Raw genomic sequence first — 25,902 nt, 5'->3', positions numbered from 1 at the left:
TCATAGGGGCAGCCATAGGTTTGATCGTAGTGCAAAAGTCTAAAACAACAGCAATAGGAGTATGGCTCGAGTGAGTGTTTAAGAGTAGTATATCAGTCAGAGTATTTAGACGACTTTTAAAGCAGAATCTTTAAATACTAGTCTACAAATAGAAATCTAAATAATAGTATTTCCTATTTGTAACATTTCGTCATAGTTTAAAAGTAAAATTAATTTTAGCTTGAATAGGATATGTTAGAGCTTTTTATCGTAGTGTAAACCCCAACTATCCCATTATAGCCAAAACTTTTTATTCCGTATTTTCACTTTATATATTTAGATCCAAAGAAGGGCCAGGCCCTTCTTTATTTTTTATTCATCTTTATTTGTTATAATTAAAATATAGTGAAATTGAATATGTAAGTGAGGGGGTAACTATGATCTATGTAACTGGGGATTTGCATGGTGAGCGTGTACAGATAAATAAGTATAGGGCGACTTTGTCTGAAGGGGATATTTTACTTATTGCCGGCGATTTTGGATTGCCTTGGTGGCCTCGTCAAAGTGCTCGTCATTTTAAGGATGATAAGTTATTAAAACTATTAGCTGATGCGCCATTTACGACTTGCTATGTAGATGGCAATCATGAAAATTATGATATGCTTAAAAAGTTTCCCATAGAAGAAAAATGGGGTGGACGTGTTCAAAATGTTAAGGGTATTTACCATTTAATGCGTGGTGAACTATACAATATTGAGGGGCATAGCATTTTTACTTTTGGTGGCGCTACGAGCACTGACCAAGAGTATCGCAAGCCGCGGATTTCGTGGTGGCCTCAAGAAGTTTGCTCTGAAGAGGAGCGCGCGCATGCTTTGGACACGTTAGAATCTTGTAATTGGACGGTTGATTATGTAATTACTCATACCGCGCCATTACAGTTTAAGCCTATGTATTTGCATACATTATTAGGCCGAGATATGCCTTGCTTGACAGCTAATTTTTTAAGTGAAATTTGGCCAAAGATGACTTATAAAAAATGGTTCTTCGGACATTTTCATGATGAAATTACTCATGAGGAGCTAAAGGCGCGGCTGATTTATGAGGATATTGTGCCTCTAGTCGATTGTTAAATACTAGGATTTGCACTTTGTGCCAATCTTAGTTGAAATATAATTTGTAATCTATTGTTATAAAAAGGAGACGATGCTATGAAATTAGTAAAAGGAATAAAGAAATCCGTTATGGTAGCTGCTGTACTAGGCTTTGCCGCTACAGCTGTAGGGGCGGGCGCAGTAAGTGCTGCAGATACTACAACGGCGCCAATTAGTATGAAACCGGCTGCTGATGGTACGTATAGCCGTGAGCAATTAGAATATTTAGCGAAGTTAATCCAAGATCGCTTTAATAAAAATTTGCCAGCTATTAATAAACAAATTAATGATCAGCTTCAAAAGAATAATGCTGAAGCTGCTCAAAAAGCACTGGGTAATCGTGAAATGCCAATCGTTTTAACTAATAAGGCAAATCTTCCAGCTTCTTACTCAAAAGAGCATATTAAAGCTAACTTTACTGATGTATCTAAATTTGTACAAAACACAGGCTTTGTTAATAAAAGCTTGCGCATGTATGTAGAGCCAGTTAGTGTAGATGATGGCTTATTGATTCTTACTAGCTATGGCTTCTTAGATAATAAGGACAACAAAGCATTCTCTCGCTACTTAGCGTATGATTTAAATACTGATAAAATGTACTATGCTAAGTATCGTGTAAATTACAATACAAAAACGTTAAAAACTTCTAATGTAGAAACCTTTGATTATGTAGATGTAATGGATTCGCCACAGCTTCATGATACGATGAAACGCTTAGCCGCTTCGATTGGTTATACTAAATAATTACAGCTATAAAAATAAGGTGCCTATATAGGCACCTTATTTAGTCTGTCAAAAAATTAAAGTATGTTACACTTTATGTTCATGTAAGCTAGGCAGTAATAACTAACTACTATTTGCTAGTTATAGTTGTTACGTGTTAGCAGTTAGTGGTTAGTAGTTAGTAGTTAGTAGTTACATATCACTTACTACCCGTTTATTAGTATTGGTTAATTGTTAAATAGTAGCTGTTAGTTGCTAGTAATTAGTAATAGTTACTAGCTCTCAGGGCTGGCTTGAAAGTTAATTTTGATATATTTTTGTTTAAAGGAGTGGATAGTATGGCAGTTGGTAATCGTGTATTTTTGAAAAGACCTTTAGTGAGTAATGAAATTCTTGAAGAGTTTAAGCAAATTCCAACAGCAAATATTGCTGATTGCATGGGACGCTTAAGTGCATTACATCCTCGCATTTCATTGAAATCATCTCCGACTCAACCTATTGCAGTAGGTCGTGCCTTAACCGTAAAAGCGCGTAGTGGTGATAATTTGATGATTCATAAAGCACTGAATATGGCCGAAGAGGGCGATGTGATTATTATTTCCAATGATGGTGGTAATGATTACCGTTCACTTATGGGTGAAATCATGTTTGCCTATGGCATTTACAAGAAAATTGCCGGCGTAGTTATTGATGGTCCTATTCGTGATAGTGATGCAGTTAAATCTTTGACTTTACCTATTTATGCAACTGGGACTAATCCAGCAGGCCCATATAAGGATGGCACTGGTGAAATTAACACACCAATTGCTTGTGGTGGCATTGCTGTAGATCCAGGCGATATTATCGTTATGGACCGCGATGGTGTTATTGTAGTTCCTTACAATGATGCAGACGAAGTTCTTGAAGGGGCAAAAGAAAAGCAAGCGCTAGATGCGGCTAATGTACATGCAGCTTTAACTGGAACTGTTGATCGTGATTGGGTTGAAAAAGCCATTAAAGAGCAAGGCACTGAAATTATTGACGCTGCATATAGTCGATAGGATTCCACCAATGGCGTCGATAGGCCTTGATACCTTCAATCATGACTTTGCTAGCTTCTTGGGCTAATTGTTTTGAGGCTGGTGGAATGCCTTTTAAACGATAGGTAAGGCCCAGCTCATCGTACTTGGAAGCGCCCATAACATGATAGGGTAAACAATCGATGGTTTCTAGATTCTGTAAAGATCCTAAGAAAAAGCCAATGCGATACCAAGAGTCGCGATTGTCGGTTATGGTAGGGACTACTACATGACGAATCCAGAGCGGCACTTTATGAGCATCTACAAAATGGGCAAATTTAAATACAGCGGCATTACTTTGCCCTGTTAATGTGCGGTGCTTCAGGTCGTCAATTTCTTTGATATCTAAAATGACTAAGCTAGTGACGGCCATAAGTCGTTCATAGTCCTCGATTTGTGACTCGTCGAAACAAATTCCACTGGTATCTAAGCAAGTGTGGACGCCACGGTCTCTAAAATAGGAGAATAATTCGATTAAGAAGGGCAGCTGTAATAAGGCTTCACCGCCTGTAACCGTGAGGCCGCCTTGTTTGTAAAAGCTCCTATTTCGCTCAAATTGAGACCATATGTCTTCAATGGTCATATTTTTCCCTTGCTGCTCATCCCAAGTATCGGGATTGTGACAGTATGCACAGCGGAGTGGGCAGCCCTGCAAAAATAGTACCATTCGTACGCCAGGACCATCGACTGTGCCCATGGTTTCTAATGAATGAATTCGTCCAATCATAACCGGCCTTTCTTGTGTAATCGAAAAAGTAAGTTAGAAGCTAAAATGTAAGATGGATAGAAACTAAAAAGAAGTTGGCTAAAAACTAAATAGACGCTAAATAGGCTCCTCATATTTGGGGAGCCTATTGTATTTATTAATCTAAGCCTGTGCATAGATTCTTTAGAACCGAATGGGCACGGAGGCTATAGCATTACATTTGCTCGTGGAAGGTACGAGAAATGACTTCGTCCTGTTGTTGTTTCGTTAATTTATTAAAATGAACGGCATAACCAGACACGCGTACTGTTAATTGCGGATATTTTTCTGGATGATTTTGTGCATCAAGTAACATGTCACGGTCAAATACATTGACATTAAGATGGTGACCACCTTTTTCAGAATAGCCATCTAATAATTCTACTAAATTGTCGATTTGTTGTTGGTTGCTCATATTATTTTTCCTCCTTATCAGTAAGGTTAACATTTGGTTCACGGCAAGCTAGATTTTCATTGTTTACCGGCAAACCAGTAGGCATATCATTAGTTAAGATATCGGTTAAATCTAAGTCTAAATCACTCATGCGAATCATGGTTTCGCCATTTTTACCTAGTGCATCAGGAATGATGGAGAAGGTGTTGGAAATTCCATCGCTACAATCGCGCCACGGCATTTTAGCCACAGAGGCCATAGAAGAGACGGCGCCATGAGAATCGCGACCATGCATCGGATTGGCACCTGGTGCAAATGGTGTACCTTGCTTACGGCCATCTGGCGTAGAACCAGTGGCATTACCATATACTACATTAGATGTAATAGTTAATAAGGACATGGTAGGAACGCTTTCGCGATAGGTTGGATGTTTACGAATTTTGTTCATGAAGGCTGACACAATTGTGGCAGCTAACTCGTCAACGCGATCATCATCATTGCCGTATTTAGGGAAATCCCCTTCTATTTCAAAATCAATAGCGACACCTTGTTCATCGCGGATTGGTTTAACCTTAGCATATTTGATAGCTGATAGGGAGTCAGCTACGACGGATAGACCAGCAATGCCGGTAGCAAACCAACGTTTTACTTGGCGGTCATGGAGTGCCATTTCAAGTTTTTCATAGGCATATTTATCGTGCATATAATGGATGATGTTAAGGGCGTTAACATATACGCCTGCTAGCCATTCCATCATATCGTCGAAGCGCTCCATGACTTCATCAAAGTCGAGAACTTCCGAGGTAATTGGGCGATATTTAGGTCCAATTTGCTTTTTCAATTTCTCATCAATGCCACCATTAATCGCGTAAAGCAAGCATTTGGCTAAATTACAGCGCGCACCAAAGAATTGCATTTCTTTGCCGATCCGCATAGGTGATACGCAGCAAGCAATAGCATAATCATCGCCACTATTAGGACGCATTAACTCATCATTTTCATATTGGATGGAGGAGGTTTCAATGGAGAGTTTCGCGCAGAAACGCTTGAAGCCTTCTGGTAGACGAGGTGACCAGAGTACAGTTAAGTTTGGTTCTGGTGCAGGGCCTAGATTTGTTAAGGTGTGAAGATAACGGAAGGCCATTTTAGAAACTAATGGGCGACCATCAGAGCCCATACCACCGATAGATTCTGTAGTCCATACAGGATCACCAGTAAATAAGTTGTTGTACTCTACAATGCGAGCAAAGCGTACCATGCGAAGTTTCATGATGAAATGATCGACCATTTCTTGGATTTCTTCTTCTGTGTAGCGCCCCGTTTGTAAGTCGCGTTCCGCATAAATGTCAAGGAAGACAGTGTTACGTCCGATGGACATGGCAGCACCATTTTGCTCTTTAATAGCACCGAGATAGCCAAAGTATAACCATTGAATGGCTTCTTTTGTGTCCTCCGCAGGACGGCTAATATCAAAGCCGTAGGAGAGAGCCATTTCCTTTAATTCTTGTAAGGAGCGAATTTGTTCGCGGATTTCTTCGCGATTGCGAATTGTGTCAGCAGTCATATCGCCCATGGTGATACTAAATTCAAGCTCTTTTTCCTCGATTAGGCGGTCTACGCCATAGAGGGCAACGCGGCGATAATCGCCAATAATGCGGCCACGACTGTATGCATCAGGAAGTCCGGTAATAATGTGAGCAGATCGTGCAGCACGCATTTCTGGTGTATATACATCAAATACACCATCATTATGTGTTTTGCGATGCTTTTTAAAGAAATCTTCTAACTGTTGGTCCATTTCAAAACCATATTCCTTTAGGGCCATTTTGGCTGTGCGAAGACCACCATAAGGGAACATGGCGCGTTTAAGAGGTTTGTCTGTTTGAAGACCAACAATTTGCTCTAGGTCTTTAATGATATAACCAGGGCCATGAGAAGAAACCGAGGTAGCCACATCAGTATCAGCGTCTAGAATGCCACCTTTATCTTTTTCTTCTTTATATAGACGCAATACTTCGTCCCAAAGTTTTACCGTACGCTCAGTGGGACCTACTAAGAATGAATCGTCCCCAACATAGGGGGTATAATTTCGTTGGATAAAGTCACGAACATCGATAGCTTTATCCCATACACCTGTAATGAAGCCTTTCCATGCAGCATTTTGCATATTAGCACCTCCACTAAGGATAACTAAGAATAATAATGTACCCTAAGTGTATACTGAAATATTGTATATTACAATATATGTAATGATACTTATTTTCGATTAGATGAATGCTTAAAATAAAAGATTCCATATAGCAACATGTTTTAGAGTATTTTGTTAATAATTTATGTTAAGAAATAAAATGATTTTAAACAATTAACTGTGTAAAGATGTAGGGCACGTGAAGAAGAGATAGTAAAAAGTCGGTAATATTGGTGATTTTACGAATTTATAGATGCCCGATAAGTAGGGCGGGGAAATTATGTTGTAAATTGGCATAAATAAAATTGTCCGAATGGATTATTAATGCGTAATAAGCGAATAAATTGCGAGAAATTGAATGGAGCCAAAAATAACTCTAGACAAAGTAAATGAAATTTGTTATCATTAAAACACAAGGTACATCGATAAAATTAAATATAATTCCAACGTTTTTGTAATTATATGAGTATGTAATTGTATGTAACACTAGATAATAGTAAATTGTTTATTTATATTATCTAAGATTTAAAAGATTATTATATCTATAAAATAGTGTAATATCCCTGCATAGGGAGAAGGAGGCTTATTATGGCTTACACATTACCAGAACTACCTTACGCTTACGAAGCATTAGAACCACATATTGATGCAGAAACAATGCATTTTCATCATGATAAACATCACAACACATATGTTGTAAACTTAAATGCAGCGATTGAAAAACATCCTGAACTTGGCAAACTTGATGTAGAAGCTTTGATCAGTGATTTAAATGCTGTACCAGAAGATATCCGCACAGCAGTGCGTAACAATGGTGGCGGTCATGCAAACCATACATTCTTCTGGAACATTTTAGCTCCAAATGCTGGCGGTGCACCAACAGGTGATATTGCTAAAGCGATTGATGAAGCTTTCGGCAACTTCGATGCCTTCAAAGCTGAATTTGCAAAAGCTGCTACAGGCCGTTTCGGTTCTGGTTGGGCTTGGCTTGTAGTTAACAATGGCAAATTAGAAATTCTTTCTACAGCCAATCAGGATTCCCCATTAAGCGATGGTAAAACACCAGTTCTTGGCCTTGATGTATGGGAGCATGCGTACTACTTAAAATACAAAAATGCTCGTCCTTCTTATATTGAAGCATTCTGGAATCTTGTAAATTGGGACCAAGTTAACGCTCATTTTGCAGCAGCAACTAAATAAGTATAGTAACCTCCATGCCGTGCAAGCTAGATTTGGTCGTAAGGGACAGAACTGCTTGGGCTAATAGGTACTAATAAAAGAGGAGATACCCTCATGCTTAGTCATGGGGGCATCTCCTTTTATTTATCTTAAGGAGTAGGAGTACCTTTGGCTATAGGTCTATGAAGGTAAGTCATATTTAAGATATGGAGAATAAAAGAGACAAAATACTCTATACATGATAAGATGTAATATGAAAATGAAATTATTCGATATAATAGAGTGCAATTTAATAGCCAAAATATTAGCAGAAGTAGAGGCGCAAAGCGCGCAGCTTCAAGATGATCGAGTAAGGCTAGACTCTTGATGTTTGACGGAGAAAGAAACTTCAAGAGCACTGGGGAAAGCTAAAAACTTGCTGTCAGACGTATAAAACTAGAATCTTTAAGATAGATTCTTAGAGATAGAAACATAAATAGATATAGAGGATGTTATATGGACAATGAAAAGAAATTACAAATATTAAAAATAAATCCTTATGCCATTGCTCAAATGGAAAATCCTACGGAAGAGATGAAATTGACTGCTCTTAGAAAAAATGGCATGATTTTGCAATATATTGAAGATCCCACGCCGGAGATGGTTGATTTAGCCCTATCGAACGCACCGCGGGCCATTCAATATTTGAAGAATCCATCTCCAGAGCTATTAAAATCTGTAGTCGCCAAGGGGTGGAATAATTTAGCTCTCATAGACAATCCTTCAGAAGAATTGGTGCGCATTGCGATTGAACAATCAGGTTGGGCCATTCAATATGTGAAGGAACCTAGTGAAGAGCTACAATTAAAAGCCGTTGAATCTAATTATGATGCCATAAAATTTATTCCGCATCCATCGGAAGCGGTGCAATTAATGGCAGTTAAGCAAAATTATCAAGCTTTAAGCTATATTAAAGAACCTACGGCAGCAGCTATTGATTTGGCGGTTTCCATAGACCCACAAGCGGTGCGTTTACTGCCGCATGTACCAGTGGAGCAAGCATTGCATTTTATAAAAATTAGCAGCTTAATTACGAAATATTTACCCCCTGATTACATGATTCCACCTATTTATTTAGAGGAAGCTTTAAAATCTGTACTCGTTGACGATGAAGTAAGTGAGCAATATGTGCGCGACTTAATTAATTGTACGTATATTGGTAAACACAATAATGGTTTTGAGGCAGATGTAATTGGCTTGATTGATCAATACGGTAGTCAGCGCGTAAGACGTATTGCCGTTGATGAGCTTTTAAAATTTTAATTAGGGACTTTGGCGTAATATATAAGAATACAAATATATAAGAGTGCATATAAGAATATATAGAAGTATATATAGGAATGCATATATAAGAATGTATATAAAAGTATATATAAAAAAGTATATAAGTATATATAAGTATACATATAGACGAATATATAAATGAAAAGAGGCTTGAACAATAGATGAATTTTATAGAAACAATGAAAAGTGTGGAGCTCGTATTAGAGGCGGGGCAGGTACCTTTATTGGTCGGTGAAACAGGGATTGGTAAAACATCACTAGCTCATCGCTTAGCAGCTAAGCATGATTGGTCCTTGGTTACCATTGATGGTAATCTATTAAAAGAAGGGGAAATTGGTGGCCTTCCTACTGTTGATAGCTTTACACGCAAACTTGATGATGGCGCTACAGTCACTGAAAAAGTAACAGTGTATGCTATTCATTATAAATTGAAGACTATAGCTGATGAACTAGCCGCTGGCCGTCGCGTGTTGCTATTTATTGATGAAATCAATCGCTGTGAACATGCGGTGCAACAAGAGTTAATGAATTTAATTTTAAATCGTGAAATTAATGGTTTCACCTTAGGAAAAGATGTAAATATTGTAGCTGCCATGAATCCCACAAATAGTTATGACTATCAAACAGTGGAGATGGATGTGGCACAACAAAACCGTTTTGTGTGGTTACAAATGGAACCTGACTACATGCAATGGCTTGACTGGGCTGCAGAAGCTAAGCTTGAGCCAATGGTGATGGAATTTATTAGCACCTATCCTGAGTATTTGCATAAGATGAATGAAAATGATATTTATGCGACTCCTCGTAGCTATGAGCGTGTTTCTGCTTTATATGGCATGTACAAGAAGCAACCTGAAAGCATTAGTAAAGATGTATTCTTTAATGTGATTCGCGGTAATGTGGGCAAGGTGATTGCGCGCGAGTTTGTCAGCTTTGTTGAAGCAGACCATGCACCATTAATTAATTATGATGATGTATTTAAAGGTGAGATGCTAGCTGATAGCGTATTAGAACGCTTGAAAAAAGAAAGTCATACACGCTTATATTTGACGGCTAAAAATTTAATGCGCAGCATTGAGTTGCGCGCTAATCAGCTTTTCGTAAGTGAAGAAGCAGCGCAGCAAATCATAGTGCGCTTTATGGAATTCTTAGCTACTTATCCGGAAGACTTGCAAATGGCTGTTATGAAGGATGTGCGCAATACATTCCCTAAATTGTATAAAGAAGCCATTAAAAGCGATGAATTTGTAAATGCATTCTTCGATTTACAGCGGAGCCTATAATATGAATGGTGAAATTGATATTGTAAGACGCCTTGAAGCCGGGACGGTTAAGGCTGCAGCAGAGACAGGTAAGCTTAAGGCAATGGCTGAAGACAGTACAACAGATTCTGCAGGTGAAGTAAATTCTCTTAAGGTCACTACTGAAGATAGTGCAACAGACTCTGCCGATGGCGTAGGTACTCTTCAGACGTCAACTAAAGATGGTACAATAGATCCTCTAGAAGCAGAGCGTCAGGCCTTACTCGATGAAACTAAAGTATTAGTTGCGGCCTGGCAGAAGAAGCGCGATGCAGCCCAAAGGGAGCAGGAGATAAAAGATAGTGCTTACACAAACTCCTTAGGCTATGCCATTTCAGAAGCGGCGGCTCTTGCGGCAGGTAAGCGTGATTTAGTAGCTGGTACAGCTGATTTTGTAGTGGATGAAGAGTATGAAGCGCGCTTTTTTAAACTCGTGTCAAAGCTTAATTTGCGATTAATTGAGTCAGACTCCTTCTATGGCTATTTTTTCTTACAAGTGGGGCAAGAATTGCGTTTTGCCATGACGAGTGGAACGGGGATTAATTTTAAAGGCAGTCGCTATGTTATGTATTTTAATCCGCTCATCTATTTAGAGATGACCCCAGCGCAGATGATTAGTTCCATAAAACATGAGATTTTACATGTTATTTCCTTGCATCTAGTTCGTGCTAAACGACTCTACCGAAGATACTCACCTTTGGCTATTAACTTAGCTATGGATATAGTAGTTAATAATTATATTACACCATTGCCACCGAATGCGATTGATGTGAATTGGCTAAATCGCAACTTTGGTACCCGCGTAGTAGCGTTTAAACCTTTGGAATATTATGTAGATGAAATTCAGGCTCACATTGATGTAGTTCGCGATACTCCAGGGGAAACAGAGTTGGCTGATAAATTAAGTGAAACGCCTATGACACCTTCTACTGAGCCATCTGTGGCAGATGCTTTTGATGCAGCACGAAGCCATGATATATGGTCTGAGTCAGATCAAGTAGATGGAGATTCACAACAGCAGTTGACGAGTAAAATGGTAGCGAATTCTGAAAAAGGTGAATTAGCAGGCTATTTAACAGGTCTTTTAAGTGAAATGAAGCAGCATGAAGCCACTTTGCCTTGGTCCATGTATTTAAAGCGCTTAATTGGCTCTGTTACATATGGGTATCGAAAGACGACGACGCGGAGAAGTCGCCGTCAACCAGAACGGTTGGAGATTCGCGGCACTTTGCGCAACCGACGTGCTAAGATTGTAGTAGGCCTTGATTGTAGTGGCAGTATTACTGATGGCGCTTTCCGCCAGGCTATGCTCGAAGTCCTTGAGATTACAAAGAGTTATGATTTTGAGATTACTGTGGTGGAATGTGATAGTGAAATACGCCGTGCCTATACGGTGAAGAGTTTGAAAGATGTGGAGCCTCGCGTTACTTCAAGAGGGAGTACACTCTTTACGCCTGTCGTTTCCTATGCCAACCAGGTGCAAGCAGATTTGTTGATTTACTTTACTGATGGTAAGGGCGAGAAGCGCTTGCAGGTGGAGCCAAAGCATTATAAAATCCTTTGGCTACTTGTAGGTGAGGACGCAAAACTATCAGTGCAAAACCCTTGGGGTTTAGTTAAACATATAGAACAAACTGTTAAAGAGGTAGATCCAACAGCAGATTTCGAGCGCGTAGATGGATATTCTATGAATAATCAGGAAGGCTTCTCCATGGCTAACCAAGAAAAAGATTGGTAACATTGTTACCAATCTTTTTTTGTTATAACAGGCTATGAAAAAAGGTGTATTATGATTTTTAGTTATTTATACAATTCGAGATATACATATCATACCTAAAAGTAAGAAAAATATTCTATGTTTATATGTTATAGATACTATATCTATGAGTCATACGATGGAGCTATAATTAGGTCAGTTAACAAGCACAGCTGAAATCGAGAGCTAGCTTAAGAATCAGAGTTGACCCAATGTTCCTAAGCTAAAAGAGACTGTGCACGGAATATAAGAAAAAATATGTAGTAGAATGTTTTTTGTTATGGAGGCTATGAAATGAACACTTCAGTAGACAAGAAAGAACAAGCCCAAGTTGAGGGCTGTGGCTTCATGGATGTGTCCTGCAACGTAAAACGTAAAACATGGGTTCGTTGGGGCATCGTATGGTTACTATTTATTATTACGGCGATTAACTACGCTGACCGCGCAACAATTTCAATTGCAGGTACAGCTATCGCTAAAGAACTAGAATTTAGTAATGTTGATTTAGGTTATGTTTTCTCTGCTTGGGGCTGGGCGTATGTTATTTGTCAGCTACCTGGTGGTTGGTTATTAGACCGTTTTGGTACTAAACGCGTATATGCTTATAGCTTATTCTTCTGGTCCTTATTTACTATGCTACAAGGCGCGGTAGTATTCTTACATGGTTTTATCGCTATGGCAACTTTATTTGCAATGCGTTTCTTACTCGGGGTAGCAGAAGCTCCTTCCTTCCCTGGTAATAGTCGTATCGTAGCTGCCTGGTTCCCTAAACAAGAACGTGGTACTGCATCAGCTATTTTCAACGCAGCACAATACTTTGCCACTGTAGTATTCGTACCAATGATGGGTTGGATTGTTCACACTTTTGGATGGCATCACATCTTCACTGTAATGGGTGCGATTGGTTTAGTATTCGTAATTGTATGGCGTCATTACATTCATGACCCTGCAGAACATCCTCATATTAACCAAGAAGAAATTGATTACATTAAAGCTGGTGGCGGTTTAGTAAGTATCGACAGCGGTAAGAAAAAAGAAGATAATTCTGGTCCAAAACTTGGTTATATTAAACAATTATTCTCCAACCGTATGTGTGTTGGCGTATATGTAGCACAATATTGTATTAATGCTTTAACATTCTTCTTTATCACTTGGTTCCCAGTATATCTAGTGCAAGCTCGTGGGATGACAATTCTTAAAGCTGGTTTCATCGCTTCCTTGCCTGCGATTTGCGGTTTCTTAGGTGGTATCTTAGGTGGTTTATTCTCTGACTTCTTATTACATCGTGGCTATTCCTTATCAGTAGCTCGTAAAGTTCCAATTGTAACTGGTATGATCTTAGCTATGTCCATGATTATTTGTAACTATACTGATAATGACATGGTTGTAGTGGCTCTTATGGCATTAGCTTTCTTCGGTAAAGCGTTTGGTGCTCTTGGTTGGGCCGTTAACTCCGATATTGCACCAAAAGAAATTGTTGGTCTTAGCGGTGGCGTTATGAACATGTGTGGTAACCTTTCTAGTATTGTAACTCCAATTGTTATTGGTTACATTGTAAATACGACTGGTTCCTTCGATATGGCCTTATTATTCGTTGGTATACATGCCTTCGTAGCACTTGCAAGTTATCTTGTTGTGGTGGGCGATATTAAACGCTTTGAAGTTAAACCTATTGAAGAATAATAGTTAAGAAAAGGCAGCTATTTACAGCGCATAGCTGGTAATAGCTGCCTAATTTATTTGGGAGGATTCCAATGAGAGAAGTAATTAAAGTTAATCCAAATGATAATGTAGCAATTGCTGTGGTTGAAACAGGATTGCCAAAAGACCATGTGGTGGAAGAAATTAATGTAACAACTTTAACAGAAGTGCCTTTCGGTCATAAAGTAGCCTTAGAAACGATTAAAAAGGATGCACCTGTTATTCGCTATGGGGTTGCCATCGGTTATGCGAAAGAAGATTTGCCAGCAGGTACTTGGGTGAACGAAACTAATATTTACGTAAAACCAAGTGATGAAATGAATACTTCGGTGGCTCATAAAAAGTTAGACTATCGTTTTGCCGATGCGCCAAAACCTGAGACTCGCTATTTCATGGGCTATCGCAATAGTGATGGCACAGCAGGGACGCGTAATTTATTGACCATTAACACGACTGTACAATGTGTAGAAGGGGTTGTAAACTATGCGGTTGATAAGATTCGCCAAGAGTTATTACCTAATTACCCTAATGTAGATGGTGTAGTAGCAGTAAATCATATTTATGGCTGTGGTGTAGCCATTGATGGTAAAGGCTCTGAAATTCCTCAGCGCACCATTCGTCACATTAGTGAAAATCCGAATATGATCGAAGGTCGTATGGTTGTAGGTTTAGGCTGTGAAAAGTTTAATCCAGAACGAGCATACCCAGATTATCCAATTGAAAATGTTATTATGCTTCAAGATTGCCAAGGCTTTGCGGCCATGGTAGAAACTATCTTGGCGCAAGCTAAGAATATTTTAGAGAAATTAAATCAAAGAAAGCGCGAACCTATTCCTGTTAGTGAATTGTCTGTAGGCATGCAATGTGGTGGCAGTGATGCGTTCTCTGGTTTAACTGCCAATCCATCCATGGGCTATGCTAGTGATTTATTAGTATTACATGGGGCAAAAGTTATTTTCTCTGAAATGTCTGAAGTACGTGATGCAGTGCATATTATGAAAGATCGCATGCTCAATGACGAAGTAGTGAAACAACTTGATGCAGAAGTGGCTTGGTATGATGAATACTTAGCGCAAGGTAAGGTTGACCGTACAGCGAATACCTCTCTCGGCAATAAGGCTGGTGGTTTATCTACCATTGTAGAGAAATCTATGGGTTCAGTAGCTAAATCTGGTACATCTGAAATTGTAGATGTAATTTCTGTTGGTGAAAAGATTAGAAAACCGGGTTTAACTTTTGCTGCCACTCCAGCTAGTGATTTCGTATGTGGTACAGAGCAATTAGCATCTGGTATTACTTTGCAATTGTTCTCTTCTGGTCGTGGTACAACATATAACTTACCATATATTCCCGTATTAAAAGTAAGTACCAATCCAGTATTATCTGCTAAATGGCATGACATTATTGACGTAGATTGCGGCCGTGTTTTAACTGGTGAAGAAAGTATTGAAACCATGGGCGAAGCGATTTTTGAATTAATCATTAAAATTGCCAGCGGTGAAGTGAAAACTAAGTCTGATACCTATGGTATTTATAATGCTCTGGCCGTATTTAATCCAGCACCTATTACCTAATAGGTGAGCGCGAGTAGATTTAATTGATTAAGTGACTAAACTTCTTAGTTATTTAGCAATGACTAGTGATTAAGCGCTTTGATAGCTAACTGAAAGATTTAGTGTTTTGATTATAAAAAGGGACAGAAAGAGCATAGAAAGGATGAAATAGAATGGCAAAAACACCTAAAGTGGTAGAGATGACCGTAATTCCTGTAGCCGGCCATGACAGCATGGAGATGACATTGAGCGGTGCACATGGACCTTACTTTACAAGAAATTTAGTTATCTTAAAAGATGAGTTAGGCCATATCGGTGTAGGGGAAACTCATGGTGGTGAAGATATTGCTAAAAGCCTAGAAAGCTGCAAGCCTTTAGTAGTGGGGCAAGAAATTGGTCGCTACCGCAGCGTAGTAGATGCATTGCGCCGCGGCGCTTGGCAAGCCGGTGGCAATGATGGTGAAGGCCTACAAGGGTTAGATCTTAAGAATTTAAAATTTGTAGTGCGTTCAGAAGGCGCTGTAGAATGTGCCATGCTAGACCTTTTGGGGCAGTTTATGGATGTGCCAGTTTGTGAACTCCTCGGTGATGGCAAACAAAGAGATAGCGTGCCAGTACTAGGTTATTTATTCTATGTATCCGATAAAAATAAAACCGATTTACCATATTTAGATGAGTCGGATAGTTCTGATCCTTGGTTTAGAATGCGCCGCCAAGAAATGGTTACGCCAGAAGCTATTGTTGAGCAAGCTCGTGTATTGCAAGAAAAATATGGCTTTAAAGATTTTAAATTAAAAGGTGGCGTATTTGAAGGGAAAGAAGAAATCAAGGCTGTAAAAGCGTTGAAAGAAGCATTCCCTGATGCGCGCATTAATATTGACCCTAATGGCGCTTGGTCCTTGGCTGAGTCCATTGAGCTCACTAAAGATTTACATGGCATTTTAACATATGCAGAAGACCCATGTGGCCCTGAAAAAGGCTTTTCTAGCCGTGAAATTATGTGCGAATTTAAAAATGCAACGCAACATAAAGTTGCTACTAATATGATTGCTACTGACTGGCGCCAATTCTATCATGCCGTGTCCTTGCGCGCTGTTGATATCGTACTAGCAGACCCTCATTTCTGGACTATGAATGGTTCGGTGCGAATTGCTCAAGTTCTTAATGATTGGGGCTTAACTTGGGGCTCTCATTCCAACAATCACTTTGATATTTCCTTGGCTATTTTCGCTCAATGTGCTGCAGCTGCACCAGGTAATATTACACCAATTGATACGCATTGGATTTGGCAGGATGGTCAAGAGCTTACAAAGGCGCCTTATGAAATTAAGAATGGTCACATTGAAATTCCAAATAAACCAGGTCTAGGTTTTGAAATTGATATGGACAAGGTTATGAAAGCTAATGAATTGTATAATTCCATGGAAACACATGACCGCGATGATAGTGTAGCTATGCAATACTTGATTAAGGATTGGAAGTTTGATCCTAAGAAACCTTGTTTAGTGCGGTAAGCTTGTCATTACGGTACGAAGCAATGACAATGCTTAGGGGATAAACTTATCATTACAGCACAAAGAAAGTGCAAAACTTAGGGATTAAACTTGGCAGAATATGTTATGGAGAACATAGCGAGTCAAGTCCCTACTATTTATAATATAAATATAAACTATACTATAAAGGCATAAGCCTGACACAATTAGTTAAGTTGAAAAGAAAGGGTGTTATTCAATGAAAGTCGGTTTTATCGGTTTAGGCATTATGGGTAAACCAATGTGTGCCAATTTAATAAAAAAAGGTTATGATGTTGTAGTAAATACACTTAATGTAGAAACTATTAAAGAAATGGAAGCTCTAGGTGCTAAAGGCGCAGCTACAGCTAAAGAAGTAGGCGAACAAGTTGATGTATTAATCACTATGGTGCCTAACTCCCCACAAGTAGAAGAAGTATTATTCGGTGAAAATGGTGCTGCTGAAGGCCTTAAAAAAGGTGCTACAGTTATCGATATGAGCTCCATTAATCCTGTAGAAAGCCAACGTTTTGCTAATAAATTAGCTGAACAAGGCGTAGATTTCATGGATGCTCCTGTATCTGGTGGCGAACCAGGCGCTATTGCTGGTACTATCTCCGTAATGGTTGGTGGCAAACAAGAAACATTTGATAAATTCTATGATTTACTAAAAGCTATGGCAGGTTCCGTAGTTCGCGTAGGTGATGTAGGTGCTGGTAATGTAACTAAATTATCTAACCAAATCATCGTAGCTGTTAACATTGCAGCAGTAAGTGAAGCTTTCGTATTGGCTAAAAATGCTAATGTAGATCCTGCTTTAGTATTTGAAGCTATTAAAGGTGGTCTTGCTGGTAGTAATGTAATGAATGCTAAAGGACCTATGATGATTGAACGCAACTTCAACCCAGGCTTCCGCATTGATTTACACTTAAAAGACTTACAAAATGCACTTGATGCAGCTCATTCTTTACATACAGCTGTACCTCTTTGTGCACAAGCTATGGAAATGATGCAAGCAGTTAAGAACGATGGCTTCGGTGATCGTGACCATTCCAAACTTCTTCATTTCTATGAAAAAATGAACAACACTACATTAGATAAATAAGTATCAAATCTTATTTTGCTGATGTAGAGCGAGTACTGCTTTGGCAGTACAGATTGAATTAACTCATGCGCAAAGCATTTGTTATAAGACTTCAATGTCCTAACATGTATCCCTTTATAAGAAGCCCTCGCTTAGACGTAAGCGAGGGCTTCTTCTTTTTGTGATTTGCGTACTAAATAACAATTTTTATATAGAAATATGCTGAAAAAGTGGAGTTTTATTTTATAAATTTGGTATGAGTAACAGTCTTTGCGGATACAGACAATTGTTTTTTGTATCTATGAATGTATCACTTGGAGCATACGAAGTATATAATAAAGGCATAGGTCAACTCGTGTAATCTGTACCCACAGTGAGTAAAGCGGTAAGTATTGAGCCGCTTAAGTGTGATAGGACGTATTGTTGTTAACCACGTCATAGGACGTAAATACCTCCTCTGTCACTATATTATATTGTGCCTACAGATTTTAGTATTAAATGTACAATACTCGTAGTACATTAGGAAGTAAAATAAGGTAAAGGAAGGAAATGACTATGACTAAGATTGTAAAAATGGACGTGTACCCAGTAGCTGGTTATGATAGCATGCTTTTAAACTTAAGTGGTGCTCATGGGGCATTTTTCACTCGTAATATCGTAGTACTCACATCTGATAAAGATGAAGTAGGCGTTGGTGAAGTACCAGGCGGTGAAAAGATTACTAATACGCTTAAAGAAGCTGAAAAGTTTGTAGTAGGCAGTACATTAGGGGAATATAAAAATGTACTTAGCCGCATTCAACGCGAATTTGCTGATCGCGATAAAGGTGGTCGTGGCTTACAGACTTTTGATTTGCGCACTACTGTACATGCTGTAACAGCCTTAGAATCTTGCTACTTAGACTTACTTGGCAAAGAATTAAAAGTGCCAGTGGCCGCTTTACTTGGGGAAGGTCAACAACGTGAATACGTAACAATGCTTGGTTATTTATTCTATGTAGGGAATAAAGATTTAACTGACATGCCTTATATTGATAATGATGATGATAGCGATGATTGGGGCCGCATTCGCCGCAAAGAAGCTGTAACACCTGAATCCATTGTTGAATTAGCTAAAGCAGCTCAAAAACGCTATGGCTTTAAAGACTTCAAGTTAAAAGGTGGCGTGTTCAAAGGGGAAGAAGAAATGAAGGCTATTGTTGCTCTTCACAAAGAATTCCCTGATGCGCGCATTACACTTGACCCTAATGGCTGTTGGTCACTAGAAGAAGCTGTAGCTCTTTGCAAAGATAAACATGGCATCTTAGCTTATTGCGAAGATCCTTGTGGTGCAGAAGAAGGCTTCTCCGGTCGCGAAATTATGTCTGAGTTCCGCAAACGCACAGGCCTTCCAACAGCGACTAATATGATTGCTACTGATTGGCGTCAAATGCAGCATTCTGTATTATTACAAAGCGTATCCATTCCATTAGCCGATCCTCATTTCTGGACTATGTCTGGTTCCGTACGAGTATCTCAAATGTGTCATGAATTTAACTTGACTTGGGGCTGTCATTCCAACAACCATTTCGATATTTCCTTAGCTATGGTTGCCAATGTGGCCGCTGCTGCTCCTGGTGAAATTACAGCTATTGACTCTCACTGGATTTGGCAAGATGGTCAAGATTTAGCAACTAATGCACATAAGATTGTAGATGGCAAAATCCATGTTAAACCAACTGATATCGGTTTAGGTATTGATGTTGATATTAAACGTGTAGAAGAAGCACATCGTTTATATGTAGAAAATGGTTGTGGCGCTCGCGATGATGCGAAAGGCATGCAATACTACATTAAAGATTGGAAATTTGATCCTAAGAAACCATGTATGGTTCGCTAGGCATAAAGTAGTAGCCACCAGGGCTGTTTCTTAAATAGAAGTGGTCCTGGGGTGACTTTTCGTATAATTCATTAAAAGAAAAGAAGGTCAACTATGATTAACTTAGAAAATATAAAAGGTATTATGGTGCCGATTATTACACCGGTAACTAAAGAAGAAGAAATCGATTTACCAAAACTTGATGAAATCATTGATCGCTGTATTAATGGTGGTGTAAGTGGCATTTTACTCTTTGGTAGCAATGGCGAATTCTATATGTTCAGCGAAGAAGAAATGGAAGCTACATTACAGCATGTTTTAGAATATGTAAATGGTCGCGTACCAGTGCTCTTTGGCATCGGTGCTATTCGTACAAAAACTTGTGTGCGCTTAGCTAAAATGGCAGAACGCCATAAAGCATTTGGTATTTCTATTTTACAGCCAATGTTCTTAAAATTAACTGAACAAGAGTTAACTTTACATTTTGATACAATTGCTAAAGCTGTGAGCAAAGATTTCCCAGTGCTCTTATACAATAATCCTGGTCGTTGTGGCTATTCTATTTCTCCAAATGTGGTAGAAACAGTGGCTAAGAACAATGAAAATATCGTAGGTATGAAGGACTCCAGTGGGGATATCTCCTTACTTCAAGAATTCCTTCGCCGCACTAAATTTAAACCATTCAAGATTTTTGGTGGCAAAGATACATTAGTATATGCTAGCCTTTGTGTAGGTGCTGACGGTGGTGTTTGCTCCATTGCACAAGTAATGCCAGAAGAGACTGTACGCATTTATAAAGAATTTGCAGCAGGCAATATGCAGGCATCTCGCGAAGCACAAGAGTTTATCAATCCAATTCGCTTAAGCCAAGATAAGGCAAGTTTCCCAGTTGCCACTAAAGTAATGTGTAATATGGTAGGTCTTGAAGTAGGTGACTCAGTTCGTCCTAGCTTGCCATCACCAGAACCAGTAGTTAGCTTATTTGAGAAGGAATTAACTGAAGCTGGAATTTTACCTAAAAAATAAACGCGGAATAGGAGACGATGAGAATGACAAAAAAAGTAGTTTTGGCCATTGACTCCTTCAAGGGAAGTGCTTCTAGTATCGATATTGCTGCGGCAGTGCAAGAGGGCATTGAAACAGTGGTGCCTGAGGTGGACTTTACGACCATTCCCATTGCCGATGGCGGGGAAGGAACGGTAGATGCCATTGTCATTGCTCGTAAGGGTGAATATCATACTTCACAAGTAAAAGGCCCTTTAGGTGATCCAGTGGATGCTAAATATGGCATGATTGATGGAGACATTGCGATTATTGAAATGTCTGCTGCTTCAGGAATTACCTTAGTGCCTAAAGAAAAACTCAATCCTTTGAAGGCGTCTACATTTGGTACTGGCCAATTGGTATTAGATGCTATAGATAATGGTGCTCGTGAAATTTATATGGGTATTGGCGGCAGTGCTACTAATGATGGCGGTATGGGCTTAGCTTGTGCTTGGGGCGTTCGCTTTTTAGATGAAGACGGCCAAGAGTTGCCACCAGCAGCTGAATCCTTAGGGCGTTTGGCGCGCATTGATGCCTCGCAAATGGACGAGCGAATTAAATCAGTGAAATTTACTATTTTATGTGACGTAAATAATCCGCTTTGTGGACCACAGGGGGCGTCTTATATCTTTGGCGGCCAAAAAGGGGCTAATGAAGAAATGAAAGCTCAATTAGATGGATATTTACATCATTATGCAGATTGCTTATTGCGTGACCTTGGTGCAGACGTTTTAGAAGTTCCTGGTGCTGGCGCAGCTGGTGGCTTAGGCGCGGGCATGATGGCTTTTGCTAAGGCACATAAGAAGAGTGGCATTGAAGCCGTTATGGAGCTTATACAGTTAGATGAGCACCTTAAAGGCGCAGATTTAGTTATTACCGGTGAAGGCCGTATGGATAATCAAACAGCCTTTGGTAAGGCTCCCATCGGTGTGGCTTTGGCCGCGCAGGCCTATAATATCCCCGTAATTGCAGTAGTAGGCGGTGTAGCCTTGGAGACGGAAACTGTGTACGAAAAAGGGATATCCTTAGTATTAGATATTATAAATGAACCAATGCAATTAGAGTATGCTATGGAACAGGTTATACCATTGGCAGCCGGTGCGGGCCGCTCCATTGGACGAATCATGAAATTAGCAGCTATTAGCTGAGGGGATTGTTCGGAGCAATTTCGTCTTAGCTAAGCAGGAGTATGCACGGTGTATCGGACCGGACATACAATAATAAAGCGGTTTGAAGAGAATATCTTCAAACCGCTTTATTGCTGTTAATTTATTATTTATTACGATTCGTCATAGGGCTGCTATTAGTTTTAATGTTTTAAGTTTGTCTTAATTTAGTCTAATGCTGTGAGTAAGTCCCCTGACGCAGAAAATTGGAGTTCTAAAGGTTCGCTTAGGGCTTCTAAGTTTTCGTAGGCACCAGCCTTAACATCTTCATAATAGGCTTCAGATAACATAATATGACCAATGTGCAAGCTGTTAGGAATACGAATGATGCGGGCCTTAGTTTTATCCACTTTGTTGAGCGTCCGAATACAACCTTGAATGACATCTTTGTCGGAACCTAAAATCATAGGAATAACAGAGGAGCGCAGTACTGTGCTCGTCAAGGAATTAGGATACATAGCACCTAGATCGAGTTTATCGAAAATGCGCTTAGTAATGAAATCGGCTAGGCCTATGCCTAAACCATTGCCATGAGATTGTGGGGATAAATCTAAGAAACAAGTGCGCTGCACTTTGACGCCGCCAGTGGCATAAGGGGTGGAGAAGGTTCCCGTAATATTAGGATCTACGCCGGTACCACTAAAGTTTTTACCGATTTGGTCCACGATGAGTACATCGCCTTCATTTACTAAAATTTTAGGCATATGTTGACTGGCAAAGCGGAGCAACTCGGGTTCACGTGTTAAAATATCATCGCGATGAATCGCTTCAATTCGGCAGGTTTCATCATAGGCATTTTCCATACAAGGAATGGCCAATAAAATAGGTGCCTTGTCTAAAATTACCTTTGCGTTGGCCGGAAGGTTTTGGGCAATTCGATCCATCCCATCAGCGTGAACGCTCTCGGCCCCCATTTGTTTGCCTAGGCCGACCACCATCATTTTACAAGGACCACTTTCATAAGCACCGCGAAACGCGTTGTGCATTTTTAAGCGACAGGACACGATAATGCCGTCCGATTCATAGGCGATTTTATCTATATAAACGGGGCGATTATGCTCTGAATAGCCTAAAAATACAGTGTCCATGGATGAATGGATTGGGCAGCCCATGGTCTCTTCAGTAATATTGTAACTCGCTAGGAGCTCTACTTGACCTTCTGCGGTGGCTCCACCATGGCTACCCATAGCAGGTACAATAAAAGGCTTAGCACCGCGCATTTTACAGTAGTCTACAATAGCTTTAGTAATGATATCTACATTGGCAATACCGCGGCTACCAGCAGTAATCGCCAAGGACGCATGTTCTTTGATTAAAGGGGCAATATGGGGCTTTGATAATTCCTCGAAGACGACTTTAGGAATATCTTCTGGCTTGATACAAGGGCGTGGAAACGTTTGCTTCGCATAGAACATGCGCGGAATTTTAATATCTTTGAGTAAATTTTGGATAATAGGAGTATCGCCCAGTTTCATATAATCAAATCCTTTCATATTGCTTAAGATACATCGCTTTTTTTGATTTGTATAAGCGAATGGCACATATTAAAATAAATATAATTATGACAATAACTCACTATAACTATATCACTTTCGCAACAATGAAACTATTTTATAGAGACTAAGTTTTAGTCTTTCTCGGTGATGACTTATAGTCTTGGGACTAAGTTTTTTTGTAAGGTTTGTTGGGGGTATATACTGGGTAGAGACAGTGAAAATGTTCAAATAGGTGAAATTGATGTATATATGATAAGGATTTTGAGGAAATATAGTCTAGGTACTAAATAAAATGCATAAAACTGTGAAAAAGTTTGATATTATTCGGTTCCTAGTCTATAATCATACATATAGCTAGTGGTACGTTTTATCCTGAAGTAGGAAAGGGAGATGCACATGAAAGTCTCAATACAATTAGCGCAAAATATCGTGGAGAGCATGAAGTCTATTATCAAGCAAGATATTAATTTTATAGATACAGATTGCATGATTATTGCTAGTACGGACCCTAAACGGGTAGGGACTTTTCATGCTGGGGCCAAGACTGTTGTAGAGAAAAATCAAATGCTTATTGTTTCGCCTGATGACACATATGAAGGCACGCGTCCAGGCATTAATGTGCCTGTTCATGTAAATGGGGAAATGATTGCTGTAATTGGCATTACAGGGGATCCGCAGCAAGTGACGATTTATGGTAATATTTTGCGTAAAATGACTGAGATTTTAGTGCTGGAAGATGAAGTAAGTGCGCTTCGTCAGCGCGAAGTAGACCGCAGTCGTATGCTCTTAGAAGATTTAATTTTCTATCCAGAAAATTTTAAGGAGCGCTGGGAAGAGAATACCCTTGATAATTGGCGCTCTGAAGATGACTACAAGCGGATTGTGTCCATTCGCCCTACGGGGGAATACTTTAACTTTTTTAAAGATTTGCGTCGTCATTTAGAAGTGAAGTTTGCTACTTTGGCAGCACAAAGTCTTAGAAAATCTGTTATTTGGATGGAGCACGAACAGCAATTTGTCATTTTATATAAGAGTAAAATTGAAAGTCTCATTAGTACTTGCTTAGAAGACTGTTTAGACATTGCCGCCCAACATGGCATATTTGTTACTGTTGCTGTAGGTAGTAAAGTGCATCGCAATTTTAAAAAATCCTACAAGGATGCCCTCTTAGTATTAGAGAATACAAGCAGTGGGGAAGAACAGGATAAAAGTTCGATTGTATATTATGATGATTTGACTATTGAGCTTTTATTTAATACAGAGAATACATATCGTCAAGAATTATTCTGCCATAAAGTATTGCAAAATTTATCGCAGAAAGAAGTTCAGGAATTTCATCATATTTTAAAATTATTTGGCGAGCATAATGGCTCCATTGTGGCTATTGCAGGCGCTCTGTTTATTCATAAAAATACTTTACAGTATCAATTGCAAAAGCTAAAGCGTCTGACCGGCTATGACATGAGACGCTATGAAGACTTTATGATTTTGCGCATTGCCTTTTCTCTGTATGAAAAATATAATTATGAATTAATTACTAAAGAACCTGATATTGACGAAGATCAGATTCATTAATTTTAGGAGGATTAGGAATATATTATAGAGAGTAAGCTTTTACATTATAGGACCTAAGTTTTTAATGATGCGAACTGTAAGCTTGAAACGAGCGCGGTAATAAAATATGTATGGGCAAAGAACTCTAGATTAATCGCATAAGGCTAGAGTTGTCAGAGTGAGCATGTATGACTGAATTTCTAGTGTACAGCGCATAAGAGTAGTGATTACAAAATAAAGCGCATAAAAAACGCCCTTTACGACTAGACCATGTGTTTAATCGTAAGGGGCCTTATTTATGTAGCTGTATAACTATTATTCTTTAAAGCTCCAGAAGTTTAAATTGACTGTATCATCATGTTTGCGTTCAATTTCATCAGGCAAAATTGTGAGGATGAGTTCGGCTGTCACACTAATAATACCTTTCTTTAGGTGACCGCCCCACGCATGTCCGTCTTCATCGGCTACAGTGATATGGAAGTGCGAGTAGTAGCCACCTTCATACGAGTCAATGGTGCCGCTGATAGATGTAATTTCAAAATTGCCTGTCATATGATTTTCAAAATATTGTTGCTCCGCTACACGATAGGTTTCTAAGGTAATGTCATTGACGGCACCAAGCCCTTGAATCATAGCAGAGGTAATATTTTCCTTTTCTGCAATTGCTTTAATGGAGCTAATGAGCTCTTCGCCGGGATTTAATTTGATTGCTAGATATTCTTTGCCAAGCCATTTGTATTCCATGGTAGACCTCCTGTTAAGACATGATACTATAGTATTATTATAAAAGTAATTTAATGTTAAATCAGTTAAGAAACACTTAAAAATAGATAATTTAATAAGAATATTTTCAATTAGAACTCTAGATTTAATAGAAATACTTTAAATTAGAAAGCTAGTTAAACAGTCTGAAAAGTGGCGTAATCTTAAGCTATATAATGTTAGCTTTATTATAGTGTATATATGGTGTAGGGAGAAGTATAAAATAAGGAAGAATAAAATAACTAATAGTAATTTAAAAAAATACTTGACGAAAAATTTACTCTCATGTTAATATATGTAAGTACCTGTTAGTTAGGTATCGCGGCCCCGTGGTGTAGCGGTTAACATGTCGCCCTGTCACGGCGAAGATCGTCAGT

Annotated in this window: 20 protein-coding genes; 15 read left to right on the top strand and 5 right to left on the bottom strand. The window is 39.1% G+C overall.

Going from position 1 to position 25,902, the window contains the following annotated elements; all coding sequences use genetic code 11:
• Positions 1 to 416 precede the first annotated feature (416 nt).
• The 3 genes from QZR90_RS07095 (at position 417) to QZR90_RS07085 (ending at position 2,893) form a co-directional block, all read left to right on the top strand.
• Positions 417 to 1,109: a metallophosphoesterase gene (locus tag QZR90_RS07095; RefSeq protein WP_295790249.1), complete on the top strand. Its 693-nt coding sequence runs from the start codon at positions 417 to 419 to the stop codon at positions 1,107 to 1,109.
• A 78-nt stretch (positions 1,110 to 1,187) separates the two neighbouring features.
• Positions 1,188 to 1,874: a hypothetical protein gene (locus tag QZR90_RS07090; protein WP_295790247.1), complete on the top strand. Its 687-nt coding sequence runs from the start codon at positions 1,188 to 1,190 to the stop codon at positions 1,872 to 1,874.
• Between the two features lie 317 nt (positions 1,875 to 2,191).
• A complete protein-coding gene (locus QZR90_RS07085) occupies positions 2,192 to 2,893 on the top strand; it encodes an RraA family protein (RefSeq protein ID WP_295790245.1) in 702 nt (233 codons plus the stop codon).
• Here the strand turns inward: QZR90_RS07085 and pflA are convergent.
• From pflA to pflB, 3 genes are all read right to left on the bottom strand, one after another.
• Complete coding sequence (gene pflA / locus QZR90_RS07080; RefSeq protein ID WP_295790244.1) at positions 2,868 to 3,638, bottom strand: pyruvate formate-lyase-activating protein; 771 nt, start codon at positions 3,636 to 3,638, stop codon at positions 2,868 to 2,870. The genes QZR90_RS07085 and pflA overlap by 26 nt on opposite strands.
• Before the next feature lie 193 nt (positions 3,639 to 3,831).
• On the bottom strand, positions 3,832 to 4,071 hold the full coding sequence (gene grcA3, locus QZR90_RS07075; protein ID WP_295790242.1) for an autonomous glycyl radical cofactor GrcA3: 240 nt from the start codon (positions 4,069 to 4,071) through the stop codon (positions 3,832 to 3,834).
• 1 nt (position 4,072) lies between these two features.
• On the bottom strand, positions 4,073 to 6,217 hold the full coding sequence (gene pflB, locus QZR90_RS07070; RefSeq protein ID WP_295790241.1) for a formate C-acetyltransferase: 2,145 nt from the start codon (positions 6,215 to 6,217) through the stop codon (positions 4,073 to 4,075).
• A gap of 609 nt (positions 6,218 to 6,826) precedes the next feature.
• Here pflB and QZR90_RS07065 point away from each other — a divergent pair.
• From QZR90_RS07065 to QZR90_RS07015, 11 genes are all read left to right on the top strand, one after another.
• Positions 6,827 to 7,438, top strand: coding sequence for a superoxide dismutase (locus tag QZR90_RS07065; RefSeq protein ID WP_295790239.1), 612 nt, complete (start codon positions 6,827 to 6,829; stop codon positions 7,436 to 7,438).
• Positions 7,439 to 7,912: 474 nt separating this feature from the next.
• Positions 7,913 to 8,719 (top strand): DUF4116 domain-containing protein, encoded by an 807-nt coding sequence (locus QZR90_RS07060; protein ID WP_295790238.1) that lies wholly within the window; start codon positions 7,913 to 7,915, stop codon positions 8,717 to 8,719.
• 182 nt (positions 8,720 to 8,901) lie between these two features.
• Positions 8,902 to 10,023, top strand: coding sequence for an AAA family ATPase (locus tag QZR90_RS07055; protein WP_295790236.1), 1,122 nt, complete (start codon positions 8,902 to 8,904; stop codon positions 10,021 to 10,023).
• Position 10,024: 1 nt separating this feature from the next.
• Positions 10,025 to 11,779: a VWA-like domain-containing protein gene (locus QZR90_RS07050; RefSeq protein WP_295790234.1), complete on the top strand. Its 1,755-nt coding sequence runs from the start codon at positions 10,025 to 10,027 to the stop codon at positions 11,777 to 11,779.
• Positions 11,780 to 12,091: 312 nt separating this feature from the next.
• Positions 12,092 to 13,480, top strand: coding sequence for an MFS transporter (locus QZR90_RS07045; RefSeq protein ID WP_295790232.1), 1,389 nt, complete (start codon positions 12,092 to 12,094; stop codon positions 13,478 to 13,480).
• A gap of 71 nt (positions 13,481 to 13,551) precedes the next feature.
• A complete protein-coding gene (locus QZR90_RS07040; protein WP_295790230.1) occupies positions 13,552 to 15,072 on the top strand; it encodes a UxaA family hydrolase in 1,521 nt (506 codons plus the stop codon).
• Positions 15,073 to 15,224: 152 nt separating this feature from the next.
• Complete coding sequence (locus QZR90_RS07035) at positions 15,225 to 16,565, top strand: enolase C-terminal domain-like protein (protein ID WP_295790228.1); 1,341 nt, start codon at positions 15,225 to 15,227, stop codon at positions 16,563 to 16,565.
• A 217-nt stretch (positions 16,566 to 16,782) separates the two neighbouring features.
• Positions 16,783 to 17,667 carry a 2-hydroxy-3-oxopropionate reductase gene (gene garR, locus QZR90_RS07030; RefSeq protein ID WP_295790227.1) on the top strand — a complete coding sequence of 295 codons (885 nt, stop codon included), beginning with the start codon at positions 16,783 to 16,785 and terminating at the stop codon, positions 17,665 to 17,667.
• Positions 17,668 to 18,201: 534 nt separating this feature from the next.
• Positions 18,202 to 19,524, top strand: a complete 1,323-nt coding sequence (locus QZR90_RS07025; protein WP_295790226.1) for an enolase C-terminal domain-like protein — start codon at positions 18,202 to 18,204, stop codon at positions 19,522 to 19,524.
• A gap of 93 nt (positions 19,525 to 19,617) precedes the next feature.
• The gene (locus QZR90_RS07020) at positions 19,618 to 20,529 is read left to right on the top strand and encodes a dihydrodipicolinate synthase family protein (RefSeq protein ID WP_295790225.1); all 912 of its coding nucleotides are present in this window, start codon (positions 19,618 to 19,620) and stop codon (positions 20,527 to 20,529) included.
• Positions 20,530 to 20,552: 23 nt separating this feature from the next.
• Positions 20,553 to 21,695, top strand: a complete 1,143-nt coding sequence (locus QZR90_RS07015) for a glycerate kinase (protein ID WP_295790223.1) — start codon at positions 20,553 to 20,555, stop codon at positions 21,693 to 21,695.
• Positions 21,696 to 21,880: 185 nt separating this feature from the next.
• Here the strand turns inward: QZR90_RS07015 and QZR90_RS07010 are convergent, their stop codons facing one another.
• Entirely contained in the window at positions 21,881 to 23,206 is a 1,326-nt protein-coding gene (locus QZR90_RS07010; protein WP_295790221.1) for a lactate racemase domain-containing protein, read from the bottom strand.
• A gap of 399 nt (positions 23,207 to 23,605) precedes the next feature.
• Here QZR90_RS07010 and QZR90_RS07005 point away from each other — a divergent pair, with 399 nt between their 5' ends.
• Positions 23,606 to 24,784: a sugar diacid recognition domain-containing protein gene (locus QZR90_RS07005; protein ID WP_295790219.1), complete on the top strand. Its 1,179-nt coding sequence runs from the start codon at positions 23,606 to 23,608 to the stop codon at positions 24,782 to 24,784.
• Between the two features lie 294 nt (positions 24,785 to 25,078).
• Here QZR90_RS07005 and QZR90_RS07000 read toward each other — a convergent pair whose 3' ends face one another.
• On the bottom strand, positions 25,079 to 25,507 hold the full coding sequence (locus QZR90_RS07000) for a PPC domain-containing DNA-binding protein (protein ID WP_295790217.1): 429 nt from the start codon (positions 25,505 to 25,507) through the stop codon (positions 25,079 to 25,081).
• Positions 25,508 to 25,902: the final 395 nt, after the last annotated feature.

Origin of the sequence: uncultured Veillonella sp. (assembly GCF_900545795.1) — a bacterium.
Classification (GTDB): Bacteria; Bacillota; Negativicutes; order Veillonellales; family Veillonellaceae; genus Veillonella_A.
This window is presented reverse-complemented; position numbering and strand designations above follow the sequence as displayed.

What these genes read in the sequence shown, in the direction of transcription:
- QZR90_RS07040 (WP_295790230.1), top strand. Translation starts at nt 13,552, where the DNA reads ATGAGAGAAGTAATTAAAGTTAATCCAAATGATAATGTAGCAATTGCT.
- QZR90_RS07060 (WP_295790238.1), top strand. Translation starts at nt 7,913, where the DNA reads ATGGACAATGAAAAGAAATTACAAATATTAAAAATAAATCCTTATGCC.
- QZR90_RS07090 (WP_295790247.1), top strand. Translation starts at nt 1,188, where the DNA reads ATGAAATTAGTAAAAGGAATAAAGAAATCCGTTATGGTAGCTGCTGTA.
- QZR90_RS07085 (WP_295790245.1), top strand. Translation starts at nt 2,192, where the DNA reads ATGGCAGTTGGTAATCGTGTATTTTTGAAAAGACCTTTAGTGAGTAAT.
- QZR90_RS07095 (WP_295790249.1), top strand. Translation starts at nt 417, where the DNA reads ATGATCTATGTAACTGGGGATTTGCATGGTGAGCGTGTACAGATAAAT.
- QZR90_RS07065 (WP_295790239.1), top strand. Translation starts at nt 6,827, where the DNA reads ATGGCTTACACATTACCAGAACTACCTTACGCTTACGAAGCATTAGAA.
- QZR90_RS07045 (WP_295790232.1), top strand. Translation starts at nt 12,092, where the DNA reads ATGAACACTTCAGTAGACAAGAAAGAACAAGCCCAAGTTGAGGGCTGT.
- grcA3 (WP_295790242.1), bottom strand. Translation starts at nt 4,071, where the DNA reads ATGAGCAACCAACAACAAATCGACAATTTAGTAGAATTATTAGATGGC.
- QZR90_RS07025 (WP_295790226.1), top strand. Translation starts at nt 18,202, where the DNA reads ATGACTAAGATTGTAAAAATGGACGTGTACCCAGTAGCTGGTTATGAT.
- QZR90_RS07020 (WP_295790225.1), top strand. Translation starts at nt 19,618, where the DNA reads ATGATTAACTTAGAAAATATAAAAGGTATTATGGTGCCGATTATTACA.
- QZR90_RS07015 (WP_295790223.1), top strand. Translation starts at nt 20,553, where the DNA reads ATGACAAAAAAAGTAGTTTTGGCCATTGACTCCTTCAAGGGAAGTGCT.
- QZR90_RS07010 (WP_295790221.1), bottom strand. Translation starts at nt 23,206, where the DNA reads ATGAAAGGATTTGATTATATGAAACTGGGCGATACTCCTATTATCCAA.
- QZR90_RS07055 (WP_295790236.1), top strand. Translation starts at nt 8,902, where the DNA reads ATGAATTTTATAGAAACAATGAAAAGTGTGGAGCTCGTATTAGAGGCG.
- pflB (WP_295790241.1), bottom strand. Translation starts at nt 6,217, where the DNA reads ATGCAAAATGCTGCATGGAAAGGCTTCATTACAGGTGTATGGGATAAA.
- QZR90_RS07000 (WP_295790217.1), bottom strand. Translation starts at nt 25,507, where the DNA reads ATGGAATACAAATGGCTTGGCAAAGAATATCTAGCAATCAAATTAAAT.
- pflA (WP_295790244.1), bottom strand. Translation starts at nt 3,638, where the DNA reads ATGATTGGACGAATTCATTCATTAGAAACCATGGGCACAGTCGATGGT.
- QZR90_RS07050 (WP_295790234.1), top strand. Translation starts at nt 10,025, where the DNA reads ATGAATGGTGAAATTGATATTGTAAGACGCCTTGAAGCCGGGACGGTT.
- QZR90_RS07005 (WP_295790219.1), top strand. Translation starts at nt 23,606, where the DNA reads ATGAAAGTCTCAATACAATTAGCGCAAAATATCGTGGAGAGCATGAAG.
- garR (WP_295790227.1), top strand. Translation starts at nt 16,783, where the DNA reads ATGAAAGTCGGTTTTATCGGTTTAGGCATTATGGGTAAACCAATGTGT.
- QZR90_RS07035 (WP_295790228.1), top strand. Translation starts at nt 15,225, where the DNA reads ATGGCAAAAACACCTAAAGTGGTAGAGATGACCGTAATTCCTGTAGCC.